Below are 23,487 nucleotides of genomic sequence, written 5' to 3' on the forward strand. Positions count from 1 at the left end.
CCAAGTATTTTAATATCTTTCATCACCTGCTCTTTATTTAAAATAGAAATTCTGTGTTGGCGCATTATAACGCCCCCTTTAAAGAGCGCACTTTTCATTGGGTTGTTTGTTGAAAATCTGAACTTTTTAATTGTAGTATCCCCAGGAGAGGGCAAAGTGGGGGTGGGATAGCGCTTTGTGTTATCTTTTCGATTCCGTTAGAATGGCGCCAGATTTCAGCATTGAGAGATTCATATGCAGTGTCGACCATTAGTGGCTGGCAATTGGAAAATGTATGGTTCGCGCGAAAGCGTGGGTCAATTATTAAGAGCATTAAAAGACGCTCGCGAGCGTCTGGAAACCGCGGAGCTCGCTGTTTTCCCCCCTTTTGTCTTTTTGCAGCAGTGCAAAGAGGCGCTGATACGAACGCAAATCTCTTGGGGTGCGCAGGACGTTTCTGAATTCGAAGGAGGTGCTTATACTGGGGAAGTCTCTGCTACCATGCTGCGCGATTTCCATTGTCGGTATGTGATTGTTGGCCACTCAGAAAGGCGTCGGCATCACGGGGAAACCAATGAGCAAGTGGCTGCAAAGGTTAGGGCAGCCCTTCGTTGCGGTATTCGTCCCATTATTTGTGTAGGGGAAACTGAAAAGCAGCGCGATGCTGATCAGACATTATCAGTGATAAAAGAGCAACTTGCAGTTGTATTGCAGATGAACGATAATTTGGCTTCGTTGGAAGGCATGGTGGTGGCTTATGAGCCGGTGTGGGCGATTGGAACAGGAAAAAATGCAACACCTTCGCAAGCAGAAGAAGTGCACGCCGCCCTTCGAGATCAATTACACCGTCAGGATGCGACACTAGCCGAAAGCACGCGGCTTTTATATGGGGGAAGCGTTAAGCCGAATAATGTAGCCCCTTTGTTCGAAATGCCAAATATAGATGGGGTTTTAGTGGGCGGCGCTTCTTTGGAAGCTGAACAATTTCTAAAAATAGGGGAACAATGCAATCAGTCATTTTAATTATTCATGCGCTTATCGCCGTTTCTCTGATCGCGCTAGTCTTACTCCAGCATGGTAAAGGCGCTGATACCGGTGCTGCATTTGGAAGCACCTCTTCCAACACGATGTTTGGCAGTGTGGGCGCGACACCGTTTTTAATGAAAGTAACGATTTTTTTAGCGGCGGCTTTTTTTGTAACCAGTATCGGCCTGAGCTATTTGGCCTTATGGCATCTAGGAACGATGACGTCTCCTTTTTCGTCAACGCAAACAGCGCCCCCGAGTGTGCCTAGGAGTTAAAACGATAACGCCGAAGTGGTGAAACTGGTAGACACGCTGTCTTGAGGGGGCAGTGGGGAAAACCCGTGCCGGTTCGAGTCCGGCCTTCGGCAAACCTCAATTAGTGATCTAAAAAAACGTTTTGGGTGATACTAAAGAGAAAGTAGTAAATATCTTTAGTGCTACCCTTCCACTATTCCTCTCCCGCTTGCGGGAGAGGCTAGGAGAGGGCAAAGAACTGCAGCAGTCTCAAATAGGTTTTTAAACTCCCTTTCCCTAACCCTTTTCCCAAGAGGGGAAGGGGCAATTAAGAAGGTGTGCTCGTGTTAACGAATTATTTTCCTATTTTAGTTTTTTGGGGCATAAGTTTATTTATTGCTGTGCTCGCCTTGACGATGGGTTGGTTCTTTGGACCGCGGCGGCCGGATAAAGCGAAATTATCTCCCTACGAATGTGGATTTGAAGCGTTTCAAGATGCGCGATTACCTTTTGATGTTCGTTTCTATTTAGTCGCTATCCTTTTTATTATTTTTGATTTAGAAACTGCTTTTTTATTTCCGTGGGCAGTTGTCTTGCGCCATATTGGTTGGTTAGGTTTTTGGGCGATGATGGTTTTTCTCGCTATTCTTGTTGTCGGATTCATTTATGAGTGGAAGCGCGGGGCTTTAGAATGGGAGTAATGCTATGCAACAACTGTTAACTAAAGAAGGGTTTTTACTTGCTTCTCTGGATGATTTAGTGCGTTGGGCGCGCAGTGGTTCGTTATGGCCAATGACTTTTGGTTTGGCCTGTTGCGCGGTTGAAATGATGCAGTGTGCTTCCTCCCGTTATGATCTCGACCGTTTCGGTGCGGGCTTATTTCGCCCGAGTCCTCGGCAATCCGATGTAATGATCGTTGCTGGTACCCTTTGTAATAAAATGACGCCGGCTTTACGTAAAGTTTATGACCAGATGGTTGAACCGCGGTGGGTGATTTCGATGGGTTCATGCGCCAACGGTGGAGGCTATTATCATTATGCTTATTCTGTGGTCCGTGGTTGTGACCGCATTGTGCCGGTGGATGTGTATGTCCCCGGCTGCCCGCCCACCGCAGAAGCTTTATTTTACGGTGTTATTCAACTTAGAAATAAAATTCGGTATCGCAATATTTTTAATCGTAAAGACGCATAAGAGAAAACAATGGCTAATAAACAAACCTTAATAGATGCCATTAACGACCGTTTTAATTTTCAAATTGAAACAGTCGTGCCAGGCGCCGACATGGTTACGGTTGAATTACTGCCTATCCATTTGTTAGAAATCTGTACTGCCTTACGCGACGCTCCGCCTTTTAATTTTGAATTACTGCTCGACGTCTGCGGCGTGGATTATTTAGAGTACGGTGTGAGTCTCTGGCGTACGGAAAAAACCACCAATACAGGATTTAGTCGAGGATTTGAAGAAGTTGTTCAAGAGCAGATAATTCCATGGAATAAACCTCGTTTTGCCGTTGTTTATCATTTATTGTCGCTTCGTCATAACCATCGAATCCGTTTGAAAACCTATGTGGAAGGCGACCCACCGCTGGTACCATCGGTTATTAAAATATGGAGTTCCGCTGATTGGTACGAGCGTGAAGCGTTTGACTTATATGGCATCGTATTTGAAGGTCATCCAGATTTACGACGTTTGTTAACAGATTACGGTTTTGTTGGTTATCCATTTCGTAAAGATTTTCCCTTGATTGGCGAGGTTGAGCTTCGTTATGATGCAGCGCAACAACGCTGTGTTTATGAGCCTGTCAGTATCCAACCGCGGGTACTGGTACCGAAAGTGATTCGTGTTGATGGCCGATATGAAAAAGGCGAGAAAGAAAATGGCTGAAGTTCGCAATTACACGTTTAATTTTGGACCGCAACACCCTGCCGCGCATGGTGTTTTGCGGCTTATTATTGAAGTGGATGGCGAAGTGATTCAGCGCATTGATCCGCATATCGGCCTTTTGCACCGGGCAACTGAAAAATTAGCGGAAAGTAAGCCTTACAATCAAACCATTGGTTACATGGATCGGCTTGATTATGTATCCATGATGGCGAATGAGCACGGTTATGTATTGGCGATCGAGAAACTTCTGAGGATCGAGCCTCCGATTCGAGCAAAATATATTCGGACGATGTTTGATGAGATTACTCGAATATTAAATCATTTATTGTGGTTGGGCGCGCATGCGTTGGATGTTGGGGCGATGACTGTATTTCTCTATTGCTTTCGTGAGCGCGAAAATCTGATGGATTGTTATGAAGCCGCGTCCGGCGCTCGCATGCATGCGACTTATTATCGCCCCGGCGGGGTTTACCGCGATTTGCCGGATAGTATGCCAAAGTATAAACCTTCACGATGGCACAGTGAAAAAGCCATCAAAAAAATGAATGAGGTGCGTGAAGGCTCTCTGTTGGATTTTATTTGGGATTTTACAGAGCGTTTTCCCAAATTAATTGATGAATATGAAGGTCTGTTAACGGACAATCGAATTTGGAAGCAACGGACAGTAGGCATTGGTGTGGTATCTGAAGAGCGGGCGCTGCAATTAGGTTTTACAGGCCCGATGTTGCGGGGATCGGGCGTTGAGTGGGATCTTCGGAAAAAGCAACCGTACGCCGCTTATGATCGGGTAGATTTTGATATCCCTGTTGGCCGAGAAGGCGATTGTTACGATCGGTATTTAGTTCGTATTGAAGAAATGCGTCAATCGAATCGCATCATTCGACAATGTGTCGAATGGCTGCGTAAAAACCCCGGACCGGTCATGATCGACGATTATAAAATCGTACCACCGCAACGAGAAGTCATGAAGCGCGATATGGAAGCCTTAATTCATCATTTTAAATTATTCACGGAAGGCTATATTGTTCCGGAAGGAGAAGCTTATGCTGCCGTGGAGCAACCAAAAGGTGAATTCGGTGTTTATATCGTTTCAGACGGAGCGAATAAACCTTATCGAGTTAAAATCCGTGCGGCGAGTTACCCCCATCTAGCAGCCATGAACGAAATGTGCCGCGGGCACATGATTGCGGATTTAGTCGCCATTATTTCAAGCATTGATATCGTCTTTGGTGAGATTGATCGTTAATGAATGAACAGACAGAACAGTTTATTTTAGACGAAGCCGTTATAAAAGAAATCAACTGTTGGTTGGTCAAATACCCGACTGACCAAAAACGGTCAGCGGTTGTACCGGCTTTATTATTTGTCCAAAAGCAAAATAACGGCTGGCTCAGTAAAGCAGCGATGAACGCGTTAGCCGATTATTTGCAATTGCCTCGTATTTGGGTTTACGAAGTCGCTACTTTTTATGACATGTATAATCTTAAACCCATGGGCAAACATAAAATTAGCATTTGTCAAAATGTTCCTTGTTTTTTAAGGGGAAGTGATGAAATTGTTACTTGCGTTAAAAATCGGTTGGGTATTGATTTTGACGAGACCACATCTAATGGTTTATTTACGCTAAGAAGTGTTGAGTGTATGGCTGCTTGCGGTGGTGCGCCGATGTGTCAAATTGACGATCAAGAATATCATGAAAATTTAACACCTGAAAAAATGATAGCGATTATTGATAAATTAGAGCGGGAGTCGAAAACGAATGCTGACTAATGCGGTTTGTTACCGAACATTGCATTTAGAAAAACCCTGGATGCTAGAATCCTACGAAAGCGTCGGCGGTTACCAAGTGTTACGAAGAATTTTAAAAGAAAAAACACCGCCTGAAAATATCATTAATGAAATTAAAGAATCCTCGTTACGTGGTCGCGGTGGCGCTGGATTTCCCACCGGTTTAAAATGGAGTTTTATTCCGCGTGATAAACCTGGCGGAAAATACGTAATTTGTAATTCCGATGAAAGTGAGCCAGGCACTTTTAAAGACCGCGATATTTTACGGTTTAATCCCCACCAAGTATTAGAAGGTATCGCTATTGCCTGTTACACTCTTGGCGCGACTGTCGGCTATAATTTTTTGCGAGGTGAATTTTGGGAGCCGTTTAATCGTTGCGAACAAGCCTTAGCACAAGCGCGCGAGGCCGGATTGATTGGAAAAAATGTTTTAAACTCCGGTGTGGATATTGAAATATTTAACCATTTTAGCTCCGGTGCTTATATTTGTGGCGAAGAAACAGCACTCATGAATTCATTGGAAGGAAAGCGCGGCTGGCCGCGGTTTAAGCCGCCTTTTCCGGCTAATTTTGGGTTGTATGAGCGCCCTAGTAATATTAATAATACTGAAACGTATGCCTCCGTGCCAGTTATTTTAGAAAAAGGTGGGAGATGGTTTGCGGATTTAGGTCCTCCCAAAAATGGTGGTACAAAAATATTTTCTGTCAGCGGTCATGTGACAAAACCGGGTAATTATGAAGTTCCATTGGGGATTCCTTTCGCGGATTTATTAGCATTGGCTGGCGGCATATGGGAGGGAGGTGAGTTAAAGGCTGTGATTCCCGGTGGAAGTTCGATGCCAGTGTTGCCTGCCGAGGTGGTGATGAAAGCGATCATGAGCTTTGACGGTTTGCTTGAAGCAGGTTCAATGCTAGGTTCTGGCGGCGTGATGGTGATGGATCGATCAACGTGCATGGTGAAAGTCCTTGAGCGCATTTCAAAATTTTATATGCACGAATCGTGTGGCCAATGCACGCCTTGCCGTGAAGGAACAGGGTGGCTTTATCGATTAGTTCATCGAATTGAAAAAGGCGAAGGGACGAAACGCGACATAGAACAATTAAGCAGAGTCGCAAAGAGCATCGAAGGCCGCACCATTTGTGCGTTTGGTGAGGCGGCCGCATGGCCCGTCAGCGGAATGTTGAAATATTTTTATGATGAATTTGAGTACCATGTGGCACATGGAAAGTGTATGGTGTGACCGAAAATTTAGGTAAATGATTATGGTAGAACTCGAAATTGACGGCAAAAAAACCATTGTGGAAGAGGGCGCTTCGATTATTGAGGCGGCGGATGAAATGGGCGTTTATATTCCCCGTTTCTGTTATCACAAAAAATTATCCGTGGCTGCCAATTGCCGCATGTGTTTAGTTGAAGTAGAAAAATTGGGAAAGCCATTGCCTGCGTGCGCGACACCCGTTACTGCGGGAATGAAAGTATTTACGCAATCAAAAAAAGCACTGGAAGCCCAGCGTGCAGTGATGAAATTTTTATTAATTAATCATCCTTTAGATTGCCCTATCTGCGATCAAGGAGGGGAATGTGAGTTACAAGATTTAGCGATGGGATTTGGTCACGCGCATTCCAATTATGAAGACACGAAACGGGCTGTTTTTATTGACGATATTGGTCCATTGATTGAAACGGAAATGACTCGCTGCATCCAGTGCACGCGTTGCGTGCGGTTTGGGGAAGAAATCGCTGGATTACCGGAGTTGGGCGTCATTAATCGGGGTGAAAAAGAAGTTATATCTACTTACGTAAAACATTTCATGCGATCAGAGTTGTCGGGAAATATCATCGATATTTGCCCCGTCGGTGCGTTAACCGATAAACCCGCTCGCTACCAAGGGCGTGGTTGGGAATACCGAGAGACTCCCTCCATAGCGCCGCATGATTGTGTGGGGGGAAATATCTTTCTGCATAGCCGTTGGCAGGAATTCGTGCCACAGCGCAAGGTGATGCGGGCGGTGCCTCGAGAAAATGATGAGGTGAACGAAACTTGGATGAGCGACCGCGATCGTTTTGGTCATTTCGCAGTATATCATGAATCCCGCCTTTATCAACCCCGCATCAAAAAAGATGGAAAATGGGAGGCAATTTCATGGGAAGATGCTTTGAGAATAGTGAAAGAAAAAACGCAAGCTATTATCGAAAAACACGGCGCTTCACAAATAGGCGCATTACTGTCGCCGAGCGCGACACTTGAAGAATATTTTTTATTCCAAAAATGGCTGCGCGGTTTGGGGACCCATAACATTGATCATCGCGTTCGCTGGCAAGATTTTCGTGATCAGAATGCATTTGATCTCTTTCCTAATTTGGGTATGCTCATTGCTGAGCTTGAAAATTTAAATGCCATTTTATTAATTGGCTCCAACGTTCGATTTGAACAACCTTTACTGAGTTATCGAATGAATAAAGCTTATGGTGAAGGTGCCAAAATTTTAGCTATTAATCCCATGGATTATCCCTTTGTTTTCGGTATTAACGAAAAAATGATTGTATCGCCCTCGGCGTTGATTTCCACATTAGCTGATGTTGCCCGTGGGTTAGCCAAAGAAAAATCGAGTGAAAAAGCAAAGGTAATCGCAGAGACATTAGTATCTGCTGAAAAAGCGGCGATTTTTTTGGGCGAGCATGCGTTGCACCACCCAGAGGCTGCCAAAATTCGGGAGTTGGCGCATTTTATTGCGCAACAAAGCGGCGCGACGGTGGGTTTGTTGACAGAAGGGGCCAATAGCGCCGGGGCTTGGATGGCAGGCGCGGTGCCTCATCGTAGGCCTGGGGGGCAGGTACTCGATTCCCCACCAGGGCTTGATGCTAAGGCCATGGTAACAACGGATCCGTTAAAAGTTTATTTTTTATTGAATCTGGAACCCGAGCTCGATTGTGCTTACCCTGCTCAAACTTTGCATACTTTAAATCAGGCTGAATGGGTGATGGCTTTTACGACGTTTACTACTCCAACTATGGAATCTTACGCGAACATTCTTTTGCCCATTGCGCCGTTTTCGGAGTCCGGTGGCACGTATGTCAATGCAGAGGGTCGGTGGCAATTGGCTTCGGCAGCAAGTGTTCCCGAAAAAGATTCTCAACCGGCGTGGAAGGTTTTGCGTGTTTTGGGTAATTATTTCGGTTTGCCGAGTTTTGATTATAAAACGATTGAAGAAGTGACTCGGGAGATTAACGATATTGCTCATGATAAGTCTAGGATAGAGACAGGTCATTCGCGTTCCCCGATCAGCGTCGAGGAAAAGCCTATAGGCGCGAATGACGAAGAAGTGCTCATCCGCTTCGCCCCTTGGCCGATGGTGCGAGTAGACCATTTGGTACGCCGTTCACTTCCATTACAAGAAATTCTCTCAAAGGAATTTAAAACAATTCGACTGAATACAAAAACTGCCAAAAAATTTAATTTCAACGAAGGTGATCAACTAACCGCGATCCAAGGCGAGAGTCGGATTACTTTGCCGCTGGGGATTGATGATCGGTTAGCTGATAATACCGTTCTATTGGCGTCGGGATTGATAGAGACGGCCGGAGTCGGGGAAGCTGAAGCGCCAATTACATTGGAAAGGGTTTAGTAGTGACTATATCATTACCTATAGCTCACAGCTATTTCAATTTTAGACTTCGTCGTTCCTGGAACTTTTGTCATCCCCGCGCAGGTGGGAATCCAGGTGCACCGGAGGTGCGTTGCGCATGCGTCCGCTGGGTCCCCGCTTGCCGCGGGGATGATGGGCTTTTTTTAGTCCTTGCCGCTGCTTGTGGGTAATGATATGGCAGTTACAGACCAGCTAATAACATTAATCTGGATAATCATTAAAATGATCCTTATTTTGGTGCCTTTGCTTGTGGCGGTCGCTTTTATTACCTTAGCGGAACGAAAAGTCATCGGCTACATGCAATCACGGGTCGGCCCAAATCGTGTTGGCTTTCGCGGGGTGGCGCAGCCGATTGCTGATATACTTAAGTTATTATTGAAAGAAGTTATTATTCCAACAGCGTCGAGTCGTTATCTTTATCTTATCGCGCCCATTTTATCCTTAGTGCCTGCTTTAGCGGCTTGGGCGGTGATTCCATTTGCGCAAGGTTGGATGTTAGCCAATGTAAATGCAGGGCTGTTATTTTTATTTTCCATGACTTCATTAGGGGTTTATGGAATTTTGGTTGCGGGGTGGGCTTCTAATTCTAAATACGCGTTTTTCGGTGCTTTGCGTTCCGCAGCACAAGTCGTGTCCTATGAAATTCCGATGGGTTTCGCTTTAGTGGGTGTACTGCTTGTTGCCGGGACGATGAATCTGCAAGGGATTGTGCTTCGTCAATCAGGGGGTCTTTGGCATTGGTTTTGCTTGCCTTTGTTACCGTTGTTCGTCACTTATTGGATAACGGCGGTGGCGGAAACTAATCGCGCTCCATTCGATGTGGCGGAAGGAGAGTCGGAAATTGTCGCGGGGTTTCACGTGGAGTACGCTGGTGTGACGTTTGCCCTTTTCTTTTTAGCAGAATACGCCAATATGGTTTTGGTTTCTGCTATTGCAACTGTGATTTTTTTAGGAGGATGGTTATCACCATTTCAAGGCATTCCAGGGTTAGAGTCGCTCTTTGCGTGGGTTCCTGGAATTATATGGTTTGTATTAAAGCTTTCGGTTTTTATTTTTACTTATTTTTGGATGCGGGCAACATTTCCGCGTTATCGTTACGATCAAATTATGCGATTGTGCTGGAAAGTGTTAATTCCGGTAACGCTGGCATGGCTAATTATTTTAGCCTTGGCTATTGAGTTTCATTCGGCACATTGGTTATGAAGCGATTAAAACAAATTATTAAAAGTTTTACGCTGTGGGAGCTGTTAAAGGGACTTTCACTCACGCTACGTTATTTTTATAGAAAAAAAGTAACGATTCACTATCCTGATGAAGAAGTGCCGAGTTCCTTTCGTTTTCGCGGTATGTTGGCGTTACGGCGTTACCCAAATGGTGAGGAACGTTGTATTGCTTGTAAATTATGCGAAGCGGTTTGTCCGGCGTGCGCCATTACGATTGAGGCGGGACCGCGCGAGGCTGACGGTTCACGACGCACGACCCTTTACGATATTGATGCGTTTAAATGCATTAATTGCGGATTTTGTGAAGAGGCTTGTCCGGTAGATGCCATTGTGCTAACCCCAGAGATGCACTACAGCATTAAAGATCGAGGGGAAAATATTTTGACGAAGGAAAAATTATTGATAATTGGAGATATGTACGAAGAGCAGATTGCTCGAGATCGAGCGAAGGATAAAAAATACCGTTAAATAAAGAAAGGTAAACGAATGTTTCCAATTTATGAAATCACATTTTTTATTTTTGCAGTGGTTTTAATCGCTGCTGCGGCAATGGTGATCATATCGCGTAACCCTGTGCATGCAGTGCTTTTTCTCGTTCTCTCTTTTTTTGCTAGCGCGGTTTTATGGATGATGATGCAAGCCGAATTTTTAGCGTTGGCTTTGATTTTTGTGTATGTTGGCGCGCTCATGACTTTATTTTTATTTGTGGTCATGATGCTGAATATTAATCTTTCTGACTTGGAGCAAAAATTTGTGCCTTTTTTGCCTTTTGGTTTAATCGCTATGGCGTTATTAATCGGGATGATGGTGGTAATAGTGAGTCCGCGTCACTTTATGGTAGCTACTGCTCATTTACCGTGTGTCGCTTCTAATTTTAGCAACGTGAAGGCGATGGGTTCCCTGCTGTATGTTGATTATTTTTATCCATTTGAAATTGCGGCCGTTATTTTATTGGTTGCCATTATTGCTACAATCACGCTAGCTTTTCACGGCCGCAAGCCGAATACCAAATCTCAACACGTTCGAGAACAATTGGAGGCGAAAAAAGAGAATCGTTTGCGAGTAATAAAAATGAAGACGGAGAATTCATGATATCGTTAGGTTATTTTTTAATAATAGGAGCCATTTTATTTGGCTTAGGTTTTGCCGGCATTATCATTAACCGCAAGAATTTAATTGTGTTATTCATGTGTATTGAATTAATGTTATTAGCCGTTAACACGAATTTTATTGCCTTTTCGCAATACCTGGGGGGTATGATGGGGGAAATATTTGTATTTTTTATTTTAACAGTGGCCGCTGCGGAATCGGCGATCGGGTTAGCAATTTTAGTTTTATTTTATCGCCGGCGAGGTAATATTAACGTGGATGATATGAATATTTTGAAAGGATAAAAAATTTGTATTCCGTAAGAAGCGAAATACGGGGATGATGGAGAGAGGTTGAATGATGGTTCGAAATTTAACATTGCTCATGATGCTGGCACCTTTGTTCGGTTTTTTAGTCGTAGGTTTGGGTGCCAAGCAGATTGGGCGCCGAGGGGCGCAATGGGTGACGATTATTTTGATGACGGTTTCGCTTTTGAGCGCGATTGCGGTTTTCATGTTGGTCGCAGTTCACGGTGAACATTTTTATGGAACGATTTACACTTGGGGCATTAGCGGTCGTTTTCATTTTGACGTTGGTTTTATGGTCGATTCGCTTACTGCCGCGATGATGCTGATCGTTACTTTTGTTTCGTGGGTCGTGCATATTTATAGCATCGGTTACATGGCGGACGATTCCGGCTGCCAGCGATTTTTTTCTCATATGTCCATGTTTACCTTCGCCATGCTGATGTTGGTCACTGCTAATAATTTCTTTCAACTGTTTTTTGGCTGGGAAGGCGTGGGTTTAGTTTCTTATTTATTAATCGGATTCTGGTTTGATAAAGAATCTGCAGCGGTGGCGAGTTTAAAAGCTTTTTTAGTTAATCGGGTAGGAGATTTCGGATTCATTTTGGGAATAGCGGCTATTTTAGGTTATTTTGGTAGTTTGGATTATCAGACGGTATTCGCCGGCGCCGGCGCATTAAGTCAAACGACCATTAGCGTTTTCCCTGGGACGCATTCGTCGATCATTACGGTTATTTGCATTTTATTGTTTATCGGTGCGATGGGTAAATCGGCTCAAATGCCTTTACATGTTTGGTTGCCAGAATCGATGGAAGGTCCAACGCCCATTTCCGCTTTAATTCATGCGGCCACGATGGTGACAGCGGGGGTTTTTCTGGTGGCTCGAATGTCGCCGCTTTTTGAATTATCGCAAGTCGCATTAAGTACAGTGTTGGTAATCGGCGCCACAACAGCTCTTTTGACAGGATTATTGGCTTTTGTGGAATTCGATATTAAGCGTGTGATTGCTTTTTCGACGATGTCACAGTTAGGTTATATGATCGCCGCTGATGGTGTTTCGGCTTATTCCGCCGGAATTTTCCATTTATTAACGCACGCTTGTTTTAAGGCTTTATTATTTTTATCCGCCGGCTCGGTTATCCTTGCCCTGCATCACGAACAAGATATGCGTAAAATGGGAGGTCTTAGAAAACATTTACCAGCCACATATATTATCTTTTTAATCGGCGCTTTATCCTTAGCTGCAATTCCGCCCTTTGCCGGATTTTATTCCAAAGATACTATTATCGAAGCGGTCGCGTATTCGACGATCCCTGGAGCTCGCTATGCTTATGTTTGTTTATTAATAGGCACTTTTGTGACAGGGTATTATATTTTCCGAGCCTTTTTTATGACCTTCCATACCGCGGAGCGAATGTCGTCTCCTAAATTAAAATCAACATTGAAAGAAACGCCATTGAATATGCAAGGGCCCCAGTGGGTTTTAAGTGTTCCATCGGTATTATTGGGCGCTGTTCTTATTTATTGGATTATCTATCGTCGTCCGAGCTTTCTCAGTTCCAGTGTCGTGGTGTTGCCCCAACATAATGTATTAAGCGCCGTGGCCGCTGAATTTCACAATGTTTTTTATATGACTTATCATTCGCTAACTGCTTTGCCATTTTTGGCGTCTATTTTTGGTATTTTTTTTGCTTGGGTTATGGTGATTGCTGCGCCGAAAATACCAGCTCTATTAGAGCGTTGTCTGCCATGGCTGCATCGAATTTTATTGGCTAAATATGGCTTTGATGCTTTTAATTGGATTGTTTTTGTTCGTGGGGGTTGGGCGCTGGCTAATTTATTTTTCCGAGTGGGTGATCTGAAAGTGTTGGATTATTTTATTGTCGATGGTTCAGGCCGAAATGCGATGCGGGTAGCTCGATTTATGCGCCGCTTACAATCCGGGTATTTGTATCATTATGTATTTGTAATGATCCTTGGACTGTTGGCGTTTTTAATTTGGTTAATATTGGCTTAAATCCATGGCATTTGAACACATACCTTTATTAAGCACGCTTATTTGGCTTTCTATTTTAGGCGCTATACCGGTGGCTTTTCTTAATGGCGAAGAACGCGCGAACCAGGCTCGCGTGTTGGCGTTAATTATCGCGTTAATTTCTTTTGTGCTTTGTATTGCCCTTTATTTTAGTTTTGACACGAGTAGAGGCATCATGCAATTTACCGAACACGTCAATTGGATCTCTGCTTTAAAAGTAAATTACGACCTTGGGGTCGATGGAATTTCAATGCCGCTAATCGTGCTGACTTGTTTTACCACCCTCTTAGTCATCTTAGCTTCTTGGACGATGGTTAAGAAGCAAGTTGGCCATTATTTATCGGCTTTTTTAGTCATGCAGGGGGCGGTAGTCGGTGTTTTTTCAGCCTTGGACGCCATGCTATTTTATTTCTTTTGGGAAGCAATGTTGATTCCGATGTATATCAGTATCGGTGTTTGGGGTATGGAAAAACGTTCTTATGCGGCAATTAAGTTTTTCTTATATACCTTTTTCGGTTCAGCGTTATTATTGGTGGCTCTCTTGTATTTACGAATGCGTTCAGACAGTTTTTATATCCCGGATTATTATCGCTTGCACATGTCGATGACCGTGCAAGTTTTTGTTTTCATTGGCTTTTTATTTGCCTTTGCTATTAAAGTTCCGATGTGGCCGTTTCATACGTGGTTGCCGGATGCACATACAGAGGCTCCCGTTGGCGGTTCAGTCGTATTAGCGGCTTTAATGCTGAAATTAGGTGGATATGGCTTCTTTCGTTTTAGTTTACCGATTGCTCCTGACGCTAGTCGCCAATTGGATTGGTTAATGATCGCACTTTCATTAATTGCCATTGTCTATATCGGATTTATTGCAATTGCACAAACCGATATGAAGAAATTAATTGCGTATTCTTCGGTTGCTCATATGGGTTTCGTAACTTTAGGTGCATTTATGGTATTTTTTATCGTCGCGCATACGGGTGATAGAGCGGATGCTTATTTGAGTTTGGAAGGTGCAATGGTGCAAATGATTTCTCATGCTTTTGGTGCTGGCGCTATGTTTTTGTCGTTTGGAGTGATTTATGAGCAGATACATTCACGTTATATCTACGATTTTGGCGGCATCGCAAAAAAAATGCCTTATTTTTCAGCCTTTTTTATGATATTTGCAATGTCGAATGTTGGATTACCAGGAACTTCGGGTTTTGTGGGAGAATTTATGGTGCTGCTTAGCACGTTTAAAGCAAGTTTTTGGGTAACATTTTTTGCGGCCTCTACATTGGTCATTGGCGCTGCTTATACGTTGTGGATGTATAAGCGTGTTTTTTATGGTCCCGTTACGACTCCGGCTGTAGCGAAATTAAAAGAAATCGGAGTGACAGATAAGATAATTTTTATTTTAGTAACCGCTGCCATTGTCTGGATTGGTATTTATCCCAATTCATTATTGAATGCATTTCATGCATCTATTGGTAAATTGTTGTATGAAGCATTGCAGTCGAAATTGTAAAGGTGGGATATGCTATCGGAATTACCTAATTTTATTCCTGCCGTGCCTGAAATGTTTGTATTGTTTATGGCGCTGGTAATATTACTGACGGGTGTTTTTATTAAAAAACGTCACCAAATTCCTTATTATTTGGTACAGCTTACCTTAATTATGGTGGCGGGATTGACCTGGTATATGTTTACCTATCCCGATTTTCTGGGGGCATCGTTTACTTTCCATCATATGTTTGTATTGGACCGCTTCTCCGTTTACCTTAAATTATTTATTTATTTGTCTGTCTTTTTTGTCTTTATTTACGCCCGAGAATACAACGATGAACGTAAAATTCCTTACACCGAATTTTACGTTCTCGGTTTGTTATCGATGCTGGGAATGATGGTTTTGGTTTCTTCCTCTAATTTATTAACTGTTTTTTTAGGGCTGGAATTGTTATCTTTGCCAACTTATGCAATGGCCCCTCTGTATCGTAACAAGACACGTTCGGCTGAAGCCGGCATGAAATATTTTGTTATCGGCGCCATTGCCTCTGGAATGCTGCTCTATGGAATGTCGATGATTTTTGGCGCTACCCAAAGTTTAGATTTAATTGAAATTGCTAAGGCAGTTTCCGCAACGACGCTGCATCAAAATTTGATTCTGGTGTTTGGGCTGGTTTTTATTGTTGCTGGAGTTGCATTCAAGTTGGGCGCTGCGCCTTTTCATATGTGGGTTCCGGATGTGTATGAAGGCGCGCCCAGTTCGGTCACTTTATTTATCTCCACCGCGCCGAAAATAGCGACTTACGCGATGGTTATCCAATTATTAATCCGCGGTATGCCAGCATTGTACGCTCAATGGCATCAAATGCTCATTGTGGTCGCGATTTTATCGATGGGTATCGGTAATTTCGCTGCGATCGTGCAGTCCAATATCAAACGAATGTTGGCTTATTCATCGATCGCCCACATGGGGTATGTGCTATTAGGCGTTTTATGCGGAACCCGCAATGGCTATGCTGCGGCAATGTTTTACACGATTACTTATAGTTTAATGTCGCTTGGTGCTTTTGGGATGGTCGTTTTAATGAGTCGCGGTGAGTTTGAAGCTGAAAATATTAATGATTTTGCAGGATTAAATAGCCGCAATCCCTGGCTTGCCTTTATGATGCTGCTGATTCTCTTTTCTTTAGCCGGTGTCCCACCGTTAGTAGGCTTTATCGCAAAAGTTGGTATTCTTGATGCACTTATCCAAGTGCATTTAGTGTGGCTTGCTGTACTCGCTGTGTTATTCGCAATTGTCGGCGCTTATTATTATATTCGGGTGGTCAAAGTCATGTATTTTGAAAGTGCCCCTCCTCAACTGAAACCAATACGCTATTCATTAGAAATGAAAATCGGCATCTCGCTAAATGGGTTGGCGGTGTTATTTATCGGTATCTTCCCAAGCTGGCTGTACACGCTTTCACATTTAGCGTTTTAGCTGGCTTTTCAGAGGAAAAAGAGACCCCATACTTTAGCATATCATGATCCATAAATCACAGCTATTTTCGTTTTAAACTTCCTGATCCCGCTCAGGAATCCAGGCGCGTTTTTAGTGCGTTGGCTCCCTGCCTGCGTGGGAGGAGACGAGGGAAGCGGGGATGACGGGTTTAAGTTTTTTTACCACTTGTGGGTAATGATATGATGAAGACATGATCCTTCTTGCTTTTCTAAAACTTGCTTGTCATTTCATTGATTTCTCTATAATATAATCCAGTGTTGATGCGGGGTGGAGCAGTCTGGCAGCTCGTCGGGCTCATAACCCGAAGGTCGTAGGTTCAAATCCTACCCCCGCTACCAGTTTTGTATCGGGTTTAAGAGTGGGGCTATACGCCCTTTTTTGTTTTTTTGAGGTTGAGGTAAGGTAATGAGTCAAGCGCGAACGCTGCATCGCCTTATTGCTTCGGCGGTGGAAACGCTTGGGTTTGAGCTCGTCGGGTGCGAGCTTTTTCGCCGTGGCACTACGACGATCTTACAAATCTTTGTCGATAAAGCAGGCGGCATTACGCTCGATGAGTGCGCGAAGGTCAGTCGGCAGATTAGCGCTGTGCTGGATGTCGAAGACCTTATTAGTGGACGTTATACTTTAGAAGTTTCGTCACCGGGCATAGCGGCCATTGTATACCGGCGGATCATTATCGCCGCTTTAATCGGGAGCAAGGCAAAGATCCATTTGCGAGAGTCACAAGAGGGATAACGGCAGTTTTGGGGAATGATTGTGGTTGTGGACAATAAAGAGCGAGTGACTTTGCAATTAGATAACAAGATTAAAAGTTCCGTTGAGCGAGATTGAAAAAGCAATTAATAGCGCATTTCGAGGGCTGAAGTATGAATAAAGACATTTTATTAATAGTTGATTCGATGTCTAACGAGCGTGGCCTTTCAAAAGAAGTAATTTTTGAAGCTATTGAGGCTGCATTAGCAGCAGTAACGGCAAAACGTTACGAAGAAGACGATGTCGAAATTCGTGTGGCTATCGATCAAAAAACGGGAGATTACGAAACCTTCCGGTGCTGGACTGTCGTGGAAAATACGAATGAGCCGCTGGAATTTCCCAATCAAGAGATGACCTTAGAACAAGCGAGAGAAATCGATTGTGACTTAGAAGTAGGTGACGTTATCGAGGAACCCGTGGAATCCGTCAAATTTGGACGGATTGCGGCGCAACAAGCCAAGCAAGTTATCGTTCAAAAAGTTCGGGAAGCCGAGCGAGCAAAAATCATTCGCCAATATGAAAAACGAGTGGGCGAACTCGTTATCGGAGTGGTTAAGCGAGTCACGCGCGAGAGCATTATTTTGGATATGGGTGAAAATGCAGAAGCGCTTTTACTTCGTGAAGAAATGATTCCACGAGAAGCGTTTCGCATCAACGATCGTTTACGTGCTCATTTATATAGCGTTTGCCAAGACAAAAAGCGCGGGCCTCAATTGTTGGTCAGCCGAACCCGCCCTGAATTTTTAGTTGAACTTTTTAAGATCGAAGTCCCTGAAATTGGTGAGGAAGTCATCGAAATCAAAGGCGCCGCTCGCGATCCCGGGTCGCGCGCGAAAATTGCAGTTAAGACGAACGATGGACGTATTGATCCTATCGGTGCTTGCGTAGGCATGCGGGGGTCGCGAGTGCAAGCAGTTTCTAACGAATTAGGGGGGGAACGCATTGATATCGTATTGTGGGATGATAATCCTGCCCAATTGGTAATTAATGCAATGGCTCCGGCCGAGGTTGCTTCTATTGTTGTGGATGAGGATTCTTATATGATGGATATCGCTGTTAAAAAAGATCAATTATCGCAAGCTATTGGTCGAAGTGGTCAAAATGTCCGCTTAGCCAGCGAATTGACAGGGTGGACACTGAATGTAATGAGTGAAGCTGAAATGGCTCAGAAACACGAAAAAGAAGCTGGTAAAATTAAAACGGTATTTATGGAAAAATTAGATGTCGACGAGGAAGTGGCTGATGCCTTGGTTCAAGCAGGATTTATGAATTTGGAAGAAGTAGCTTATGTGCCGAAAGAAGAATTACAAGGTGTCGATGGATTTGATGAAGATATCAGCGCTGAGTTGCAAAGAAGAGCCGGTGATGTCTTGTTAACTCAGGAAATCGCCAAACAAGAATTAGATAAAAAGAAACCGGCGGAAGATTTGTTGACCTTACCAGGGATGACAGCGGAATTGGCCCGACAGCTTGCCGAGAATGAAGTATTGACCCGTGACGATTTAGCGGAAAAATCAGTACTCGATTTAAAAGAAATTATTGAAATCGATGACGAAGCAGCTGCTAATTTAATTATGGCAGCACGGGCGCATTGGTTTTCAGAAGAAGAAAGCGAGAAGAGTTAATTATTATGGCTGACATGAGCGTGAAACAATTAGCCGACTTAGTGTGGACAACACCGGAACGTCTTTTAGAGCAGTTAAAAGAAGCTGGGGTTGCGATCACTCATGTCGATCAAATCATTAGCGACGAAGAAAAGCGAAAACTGCTATTGCATTTAAAGACTTCTCATAGTACAAAAACAGACAAAAAACGTTCCAAAATAGTTTTAAAACGAAAGAAACTCAGCGTGGTTAAATCTGGGAAGAAAAGCGTGAACGTCGAAATACGTTCCAAGCGGACCTATACTAAGCCTATTATTGAACAAAGACGGGAAACCGAACCTGCTCCAACGCAGGAAGTGCTACCGGCCTTTGACACAACTAACCTCAGCGAAAAAGCAGAAGTGAATCTAGCCACCCTTGAGAAAGCGGTGGAAGGCGAAGTTAAAGAAGAAGCCAAAAAAGCCACATCCGAGAAGAGGGAAACCCTTAAAAAAGGTCCGCGTAAAGAGACTCATCGTTCACGAAAACCGGATAAAGAAGACAAGTGGGAACGAGAAGAACTCCACATGACCAAACTGGTTGAAGAACGCCGTCGCCGCTACAAACCGGCACATATGCTAGATTCTGATAATGCTTCCGCCAAACTCGAACAGGGCTTTGAGCGACCCATCGCACCGGTGGTTCGTGAAGTCGTGCTCCCGGAATCTATTACTGTAGGCGATCTTGCCCAAAAAATGTCCGTAAAGGCAGCGGAAGTCATTAAAGTGATGATGAAACTGGGTGCTATGGTGACCATCAATCAGCGAATCGATCAGGAAACGGCCGCTATCGTTGTAGAAGAAATAGGGCATAGACCCAAATTAATTAAAGAAGACGTCTTGGAAGAAAACTTGGTCGCGACGTTGAGCGAGCAGACCGGCGAAGCCGTTCCTCGTGCGCCCGTGGTGACTATTATGGGTCACGTGGACCATGGTAAGACTTCACTTTTGGATTATATCCGTCGTACGAAAGTGACCAGCACAGAAGCCGGAGGAATAACCCAACATATCGGCGCTTATCACGTCGGAACGGAATTGGGAATGATCACCTTTTTGGATACGCCCGGCCACGAGGCTTTTACCGCCATGCGCGCGCGGGGTGCTAAATGTACGGATATTGTGGTGCTGGTAGTAGCGGCAGATGATGGCGTTATGCCACAAACTGTGGAAGCTATTCAACATGCTCGGGCGGCCCAGGTACCCGTCGTGGTTGCTGTTAATAAAATAGATAAACCTGAAGCCGATCCTGAGCGAATTAAAACCGAATTATCCACGCACGATGTGCTCCTAGAAGAATGGGGTGGCGATACTATGTTTCAGCCTATTTCCGCAAAAACCGGAGAGGGGATAGACGCGCTGCTTGAGCGAATTTTGCTTCAAGCTGAAGTGCTCGAATTAAAGGCGGTGGATAACGGTCCTGCCAGGGGCATGGTAGTTGAATCTCGCCTTGATCGAGGGCGTGGGCCGGTGGCGACTGTTTTAGTCACCAGCGGTGAATTGCATTTAGGCGATATCTTGTTAGTAGGACGTGAATACGGTCGCGTGCGGGCGATGATTGGTGATGATGGCAGACCTTGTGAAAGCGCAGGACCTTCCGTGCCAGTGGAAGTGTTAGGGCTGTCCGGTACGCCGGTAGCGGGGGAAGAAGCTATCGTGGTGCCGGATGAACGCAAAGCGCGTGAAATTGCCCGTTTTCGGCAAGGTAAATACCGAGAAGTCCGCTTAGCGAAGAAACAGACCGCTCATCTCGAGCGCATTTTTGATCGCATGGGTGAAGGTAAGCAAAATACTTTAAATATTGTGTTAAAAGCGGATGCTCAGGGTTCACTGGAAGCTTTAATCGAAGCACTTAATAAATTATCCACTGATGAAGTGAAGGTTAATATTATCGCCAGCGGTGTTGGTAGAATCACTGAATCCGATGTGAACCTAGCAATTGCTTCTGACGCGGTAGTTATCGGCTTTAATGTCCGTGCTGATGCACCCACGCGTGTTTTAGTCGAGAGAGAAGGTGTGGATTTATGCTATTACAGCATTATTTACGATTTAATTGATGAAGTGAAAAAAGCACTGAGAGGTTTGTTAGCACCTGAGTTTGAGGAAAAAATTGTTGGCCTCGCTGAAGTGCGCGACGTATTTCGTTCTTCAAAAATCGGCGCTATCGCCGGTTGCATGGTGGTAGAAGGTGTGGTTCGGCGTCATTTACCGATTCGGGTTTTACGAGACAATGTTGTTATTTATAAAGGTCAACTTGAATCCTTGCGTCGTTTTAAAGAAGATGTGGCTGAAGTGCGTCAAGGGATGGAATGTGGCGTCGGCGTAAAAAATTACAACGACGTGAAAGTCGGCGATCAAATCGAAGTTTACGAAAAAACTCAAGTTCATCGAACCATTACGTAATCACGATCTCATAAAAAATAATGTCTTCCGTATTTCGCTTCACTCATACGGGCTACGGGAATGAGGTACACGTGAGTGAGAAATTTATGAATCAACGCCAACAACGAGTAGCTCATCTTATCCATCAACAATTAGCGGAGCTTTTTAAAAAAGAAGTCCGTGATTCTCGTTTATCGAAAATTTCTCTCACTGCTGTTTCCATTTCGCCAGATTTAAAACAAGCGAAAGTTTTTTATTCTTTATTAGAAAATCAAAGTGGAAAAGAGGTCCAAAAAGCGCTGAGTAAGGCTACGGGTTATTTACGCTATTTATTAGCGCAAGCAACCGTTTTTCGCTATGTGCCCAAATTAGAATTTGTTTACGATGGATCCATTGAACGAGCGGACAGAATTTTGTTGCTTATTGAGCGTGCTTTAAAAAAAGATGACAGTGACGAATCATCCTAAACCGTTTAAACGCCCTGTAGATGGCATTTTATTGTTAGATAAGCCGGGCAGGATGACCTCTAACGAGGCAGTGCAGCGCGTTAAGCGCTTATTTCGCGCAAAAAAAGCAGGACATACGGGGAGTTTAGATCCGCTCGCCACCGGACTCTTGCCGATTTGTTTAGGCGAAGCGACTAAATTTTCCCAATTTCTTTTAGAAGCGGATAAATCCTATAGTGTCAAAGGCCGATTAGGTGTTCGTACCGCAAGCGGGGACAGTGAAAGCCCCATTCTTACAGAACGCCCCATCCCTAAACTTACAAAACAGGCACTGGAAAAAACTTTATCCGCATTTCGTAGCGTTATTGATCAAACGCCTTCCATGTATTCCGCCTTAAAACATAAAGGGCAACCATTGTATAAGCTAACGCGGCAAGGAATTGAGGTCGAGCGTAAAACACGGCAAGTTACTATTTACGAATTAACTCTATTGGACTGGGATAACGAATCGATTGAACTTTATGTACATTGCAGTAAGGGAACTTATATCAGAACGTTGCTCGATGATGTGGGTGAAGCGCTCGGTTGCGGCGCTCATGTTGTCGCATTGCGCCGGCTTAGCGTGTCTCATTATCACGAAGATCAAATGATCAAACTTGTCCATTTAGAACGAGAATACGATAAAGCAAATTATACAGGGTTAGACTGCTACTTATTGCCTCTAGAAACAATGGTCTCTCATTTCCCTATGATCAAGTTATCAAGTTCAACTACTTTTTGTTTACAACGAGGGCAAGTCGTAATGATCCAAAACGCAACCCACGGTTTCGTGCGTTTATGCGATCAGAACGACCAATTTATCGGCATCGGCGAAGTTTTAAGCGACGCCCGAATTGCTCTGCGAAGGCTGGTTCAGAAGAGGCGATAGCCTACTTTTGTTCGCAGTGGAAAGTGCTGTCATTTTTGTACCACAACCCTGAACCTTATACCTTTCGCTTCCTATATGCAAATAAAGTGCGAGTATCCACCATGATCTCCCGGCTAACAACTTGGTCCGCAGTATAGAAGCCAGGAGCTTTGTCCCTAGGGGTACCCGTATGCAATCTTGCTAGGGGATTGTAGTTGTGGGGTAGATAAACTCAGTTTCAGAATTGTAATACTGCTTACATTGAGGAATATTTGCGGATAATCCCAGCGGCGAAAAAACAACAAAAAAGGGGGAAAGGCTGGGACTGGGAGGTGTAGGTAATAATATATTTTCGCCCTGTTCCCCTCCATGTAGGCGAGGGGCAAAAGCAGACTTTTATGCCTATAAGGACGGCGGTGTTTTAGAAGTAGGTGGCGGTTTCGGGGTCGGTGGCGTGAGAGGTTGATGCTCTTGCAAACCAAATTGTTTCCCTAAATTCAACGCGAGTAATAGTTCGGCCACCAGGTAGATTGGACCAATGAAGATCGATTTCATATATGTGGAAAAATCGACTTTCGAGGTTTCAAAAGTATGGCCAATGAAAAGTAAGGCCCCACCGCCGATTAATAAAACTAAAAAGAAGAAGAGACTTCCCTCTGTGGGCACTGGAAATGCAATCCACGTACAGAGCAAGGTCACAAGAATCATAATCACCGTCATCAGCAGAGTTAACTTAATATCCAAAAAATAATAATAAATTAGCAGCGCAATAACAGCGATCCAGGCAAAGCTAATATGCCAACGCATAGCGACCGATAAGCTAATCCAGCTCAGCGCAACGAGCAAGGCCAAAACGATAAGCGGCATACCGATGTAATTAAGGATTTTATTGATTCGGTTTGTGTGATAGAGCCGATATTCCATTAGACGTTGTATGAGAGATTCCATAATAATACTCCTTGTAAATCTTTTTTATTTAAGTATAACGTGCGAAACGATGACCATCAATGAATTATCTTTAAAAACGAGAAGGCCGTCCCCGTATTCTGCTTTGCTCCATACGTATAGGCCCTGGGTTGTTGTGTCAACAATCAGTTTTGACGAAAAGAACGTATATGCGGGTTCACAGAGCCACCGCATGAATCAGCATCATCAACCCCAGGTT

General features: G+C 44.1%; 21 protein-coding genes, 2 tRNA genes and 1 pseudogene. 23 read left to right on the forward strand and 1 reads right to left on the reverse strand.

Annotation, left to right across the window (positions count from 1 at the left end; translation table 11 throughout):
• The first annotated feature begins 234 nt into the window (after positions 1-234).
• The 23 genes and pseudogenes from tpiA (at position 235) to truB (ending at position 22,343) form a co-directional block, all read left to right on the forward strand.
• A complete protein-coding gene (gene tpiA, locus FIV31_RS03610; RefSeq protein WP_280123847.1) occupies positions 235-1,002 on the forward strand; it encodes a triose-phosphate isomerase in 768 nt (255 codons plus the stop codon).
• Positions 984-1,280 carry a preprotein translocase subunit SecG gene (gene secG, locus FIV31_RS03615; RefSeq protein WP_280123848.1) on the forward strand — a complete coding sequence of 99 codons (297 nt, stop codon included), beginning with the start codon at positions 984-986 and terminating at the stop codon, positions 1,278-1,280. The genes tpiA and secG overlap by 19 nt, the downstream gene beginning before the upstream one ends.
• Before the next feature lie 9 nt (positions 1,281-1,289).
• A tRNA-Leu gene (locus FIV31_RS03620) sits at positions 1,290-1,372 on the forward strand.
• Positions 1,373-1,576: 204 nt separating this feature from the next.
• A complete protein-coding gene (locus tag FIV31_RS03625; protein WP_280123849.1) occupies positions 1,577-1,939 on the forward strand; it encodes an NADH-quinone oxidoreductase subunit A in 363 nt (120 codons plus the stop codon).
• Between the two features lie 4 nt (positions 1,940-1,943).
• The gene (locus tag FIV31_RS03630; RefSeq protein ID WP_280123850.1) at positions 1,944-2,429 is read left to right on the forward strand and encodes a NuoB/complex I 20 kDa subunit family protein; all 486 of its coding nucleotides are present in this window, start codon (positions 1,944-1,946) and stop codon (positions 2,427-2,429) included.
• 9 nt (positions 2,430-2,438) lie between these two features.
• On the forward strand, positions 2,439-3,122 hold the full coding sequence (locus FIV31_RS03635) for an NADH-quinone oxidoreductase subunit C (RefSeq protein WP_280123851.1): 684 nt from the start codon (positions 2,439-2,441) through the stop codon (positions 3,120-3,122).
• Positions 3,094-4,368, forward strand: coding sequence for an NADH-quinone oxidoreductase subunit D (locus tag FIV31_RS03640; RefSeq protein ID WP_280123852.1), 1,275 nt, complete (start codon positions 3,094-3,096; stop codon positions 4,366-4,368). The genes FIV31_RS03635 and FIV31_RS03640 overlap by 29 nt, the downstream gene beginning before the upstream one ends.
• The gene (locus FIV31_RS03645; protein WP_280123853.1) at positions 4,368-4,892 is read left to right on the forward strand and encodes an NADH-quinone oxidoreductase subunit NuoE family protein; all 525 of its coding nucleotides are present in this window, start codon (positions 4,368-4,370) and stop codon (positions 4,890-4,892) included. Before FIV31_RS03640 ends, FIV31_RS03645 begins: the two co-directional genes overlap by 1 nt.
• Positions 4,882-6,150, forward strand: a complete 1,269-nt coding sequence (gene nuoF, locus FIV31_RS03650; protein WP_280123854.1) for an NADH-quinone oxidoreductase subunit NuoF — start codon at positions 4,882-4,884, stop codon at positions 6,148-6,150. The genes FIV31_RS03645 and nuoF overlap by 11 nt, the downstream gene beginning before the upstream one ends.
• A gap of 22 nt (positions 6,151-6,172) precedes the next feature.
• Complete coding sequence (gene nuoG / locus FIV31_RS03655) at positions 6,173-8,536, forward strand: NADH-quinone oxidoreductase subunit NuoG (RefSeq protein WP_280123855.1); 2,364 nt, start codon at positions 6,173-6,175, stop codon at positions 8,534-8,536.
• A gap of 195 nt (positions 8,537-8,731) precedes the next feature.
• Entirely contained in the window at positions 8,732-9,760 is a 1,029-nt protein-coding gene (nuoH, locus tag FIV31_RS03660; RefSeq protein WP_280123856.1) for an NADH-quinone oxidoreductase subunit NuoH, read from the forward strand.
• Entirely contained in the window at positions 9,757-10,248 is a 492-nt protein-coding gene (nuoI, locus tag FIV31_RS03665) for an NADH-quinone oxidoreductase subunit NuoI (protein ID WP_280123857.1), read from the forward strand. The genes nuoH and nuoI overlap by 4 nt, the downstream gene beginning before the upstream one ends.
• An 18-nt stretch (positions 10,249-10,266) precedes the next feature.
• Positions 10,267-10,872, forward strand: coding sequence for an NADH-quinone oxidoreductase subunit J (locus tag FIV31_RS03670; RefSeq protein WP_280123858.1), 606 nt, complete (start codon positions 10,267-10,269; stop codon positions 10,870-10,872).
• Positions 10,869-11,174: an NADH-quinone oxidoreductase subunit NuoK gene (gene nuoK / locus FIV31_RS03675; protein ID WP_280123859.1), complete on the forward strand. Its 306-nt coding sequence runs from the start codon at positions 10,869-10,871 to the stop codon at positions 11,172-11,174. Before FIV31_RS03670 ends, nuoK begins: the two co-directional genes overlap by 4 nt.
• Positions 11,175-11,226: 52 nt before the next feature.
• Positions 11,227-13,191 carry an NADH-quinone oxidoreductase subunit L gene (gene nuoL, locus FIV31_RS03680; RefSeq protein ID WP_280123860.1) on the forward strand — a complete coding sequence of 655 codons (1,965 nt, stop codon included), beginning with the start codon at positions 11,227-11,229 and terminating at the stop codon, positions 13,189-13,191.
• Between the two features lie 4 nt (positions 13,192-13,195).
• Positions 13,196-14,716, forward strand: coding sequence for a complex I subunit 4 family protein (locus tag FIV31_RS03685; RefSeq protein ID WP_280123861.1), 1,521 nt, complete (start codon positions 13,196-13,198; stop codon positions 14,714-14,716).
• Between the two features lie 9 nt (positions 14,717-14,725).
• Complete coding sequence (gene nuoN / locus FIV31_RS03690; protein WP_280123862.1) at positions 14,726-16,174, forward strand: NADH-quinone oxidoreductase subunit NuoN; 1,449 nt, start codon at positions 14,726-14,728, stop codon at positions 16,172-16,174.
• A gap of 282 nt (positions 16,175-16,456) precedes the next feature.
• Positions 16,457-16,533 (forward strand) — tRNA-Met (locus tag FIV31_RS03695).
• A gap of 67 nt (positions 16,534-16,600) precedes the next feature.
• Positions 16,601-17,058 (forward strand): annotated as a pseudogene (gene rimP / locus FIV31_RS03700) (ribosome maturation factor RimP).
• A gap of 3 nt (positions 17,059-17,061) precedes the next feature.
• Positions 17,062-18,573 (forward strand): transcription termination factor NusA, encoded by a 1,512-nt coding sequence (gene nusA, locus FIV31_RS03705; RefSeq protein WP_280123863.1) that lies wholly within the window; start codon positions 17,062-17,064, stop codon positions 18,571-18,573.
• A gap of 5 nt (positions 18,574-18,578) precedes the next feature.
• Positions 18,579-20,990 carry a translation initiation factor IF-2 gene (gene infB, locus FIV31_RS03710; RefSeq protein WP_280123864.1) on the forward strand — a complete coding sequence of 804 codons (2,412 nt, stop codon included), beginning with the start codon at positions 18,579-18,581 and terminating at the stop codon, positions 20,988-20,990.
• 86 nt (positions 20,991-21,076) lie between these two features.
• Entirely contained in the window at positions 21,077-21,436 is a 360-nt protein-coding gene (rbfA, locus tag FIV31_RS03715; RefSeq protein WP_280123867.1) for a 30S ribosome-binding factor RbfA, read from the forward strand.
• On the forward strand, positions 21,414-22,343 hold the full coding sequence (gene truB / locus FIV31_RS03720; protein WP_280123865.1) for a tRNA pseudouridine(55) synthase TruB: 930 nt from the start codon (positions 21,414-21,416) through the stop codon (positions 22,341-22,343). The genes rbfA and truB overlap by 23 nt, the downstream gene beginning before the upstream one ends.
• Before the next feature lie 381 nt (positions 22,344-22,724).
• Here truB and FIV31_RS03725 read toward each other — a convergent pair whose 3' ends face one another.
• Entirely contained in the window at positions 22,725-23,270 is a 546-nt protein-coding gene (locus FIV31_RS03725) for an Mpo1 family 2-hydroxy fatty acid dioxygenase (protein ID WP_280123866.1), read from the reverse strand.
• Positions 23,271-23,487: the final 217 nt, after the last annotated feature.

The sequence above is a fragment of the Coxiella endosymbiont of Ornithodoros amblus genome, assembly GCF_019425495.1.
Classification (GTDB): Bacteria; Pseudomonadota; Gammaproteobacteria; order Coxiellales; family Coxiellaceae; genus Coxiella.

What these genes read in the sequence shown, in the direction of transcription:
- nuoH (WP_280123856.1), top strand. Translation starts at nt 8,732, where the DNA reads ATGGCAGTTACAGACCAGCTAATAACATTAATCTGGATAATCATTAAA.
- rbfA (WP_280123867.1), top strand. Translation starts at nt 21,077, where the DNA reads ATGAATCAACGCCAACAACGAGTAGCTCATCTTATCCATCAACAATTA.
- nuoF (WP_280123854.1), top strand. Translation starts at nt 4,882, where the DNA reads ATGCTGACTAATGCGGTTTGTTACCGAACATTGCATTTAGAAAAACCC.
- secG (WP_280123848.1), top strand. Translation starts at nt 984, where the DNA reads ATGCAATCAGTCATTTTAATTATTCATGCGCTTATCGCCGTTTCTCTG.
- nuoI (WP_280123857.1), top strand. Translation starts at nt 9,757, where the DNA reads ATGAAGCGATTAAAACAAATTATTAAAAGTTTTACGCTGTGGGAGCTG.
- nuoN (WP_280123862.1), top strand. Translation starts at nt 14,726, where the DNA reads ATGCTATCGGAATTACCTAATTTTATTCCTGCCGTGCCTGAAATGTTT.
- nuoG (WP_280123855.1), top strand. Translation starts at nt 6,173, where the DNA reads ATGGTAGAACTCGAAATTGACGGCAAAAAAACCATTGTGGAAGAGGGC.
- nuoL (WP_280123860.1), top strand. Translation starts at nt 11,227, where the DNA reads ATGATGGTTCGAAATTTAACATTGCTCATGATGCTGGCACCTTTGTTC.
- FIV31_RS03685 (WP_280123861.1), top strand. Translation starts at nt 13,196, where the DNA reads ATGGCATTTGAACACATACCTTTATTAAGCACGCTTATTTGGCTTTCT.
- truB (WP_280123865.1), top strand. Translation starts at nt 21,414, where the DNA reads ATGACAGTGACGAATCATCCTAAACCGTTTAAACGCCCTGTAGATGGC.
- FIV31_RS03640 (WP_280123852.1), top strand. Translation starts at nt 3,094, where the DNA reads ATGAAAAAGGCGAGAAAGAAAATGGCTGAAGTTCGCAATTACACGTTT.
- tpiA (WP_280123847.1), top strand. Translation starts at nt 235, where the DNA reads ATGCAGTGTCGACCATTAGTGGCTGGCAATTGGAAAATGTATGGTTCG.
- infB (WP_280123864.1), top strand. Translation starts at nt 18,579, where the DNA reads ATGGCTGACATGAGCGTGAAACAATTAGCCGACTTAGTGTGGACAACA.
- FIV31_RS03645 (WP_280123853.1), top strand. Translation starts at nt 4,368, where the DNA reads ATGAATGAACAGACAGAACAGTTTATTTTAGACGAAGCCGTTATAAAA.
- nuoK (WP_280123859.1), top strand. Translation starts at nt 10,869, where the DNA reads ATGATATCGTTAGGTTATTTTTTAATAATAGGAGCCATTTTATTTGGC.
- FIV31_RS03670 (WP_280123858.1), top strand. Translation starts at nt 10,267, where the DNA reads ATGTTTCCAATTTATGAAATCACATTTTTTATTTTTGCAGTGGTTTTA.
- nusA (WP_280123863.1), top strand. Translation starts at nt 17,062, where the DNA reads ATGAATAAAGACATTTTATTAATAGTTGATTCGATGTCTAACGAGCGT.
- FIV31_RS03725 (WP_280123866.1), bottom strand. Translation starts at nt 23,270, where the DNA reads ATGGAATCTCTCATACAACGTCTAATGGAATATCGGCTCTATCACACA.
- FIV31_RS03630 (WP_280123850.1), top strand. Translation starts at nt 1,944, where the DNA reads ATGCAACAACTGTTAACTAAAGAAGGGTTTTTACTTGCTTCTCTGGAT.
- FIV31_RS03635 (WP_280123851.1), top strand. Translation starts at nt 2,439, where the DNA reads ATGGCTAATAAACAAACCTTAATAGATGCCATTAACGACCGTTTTAAT.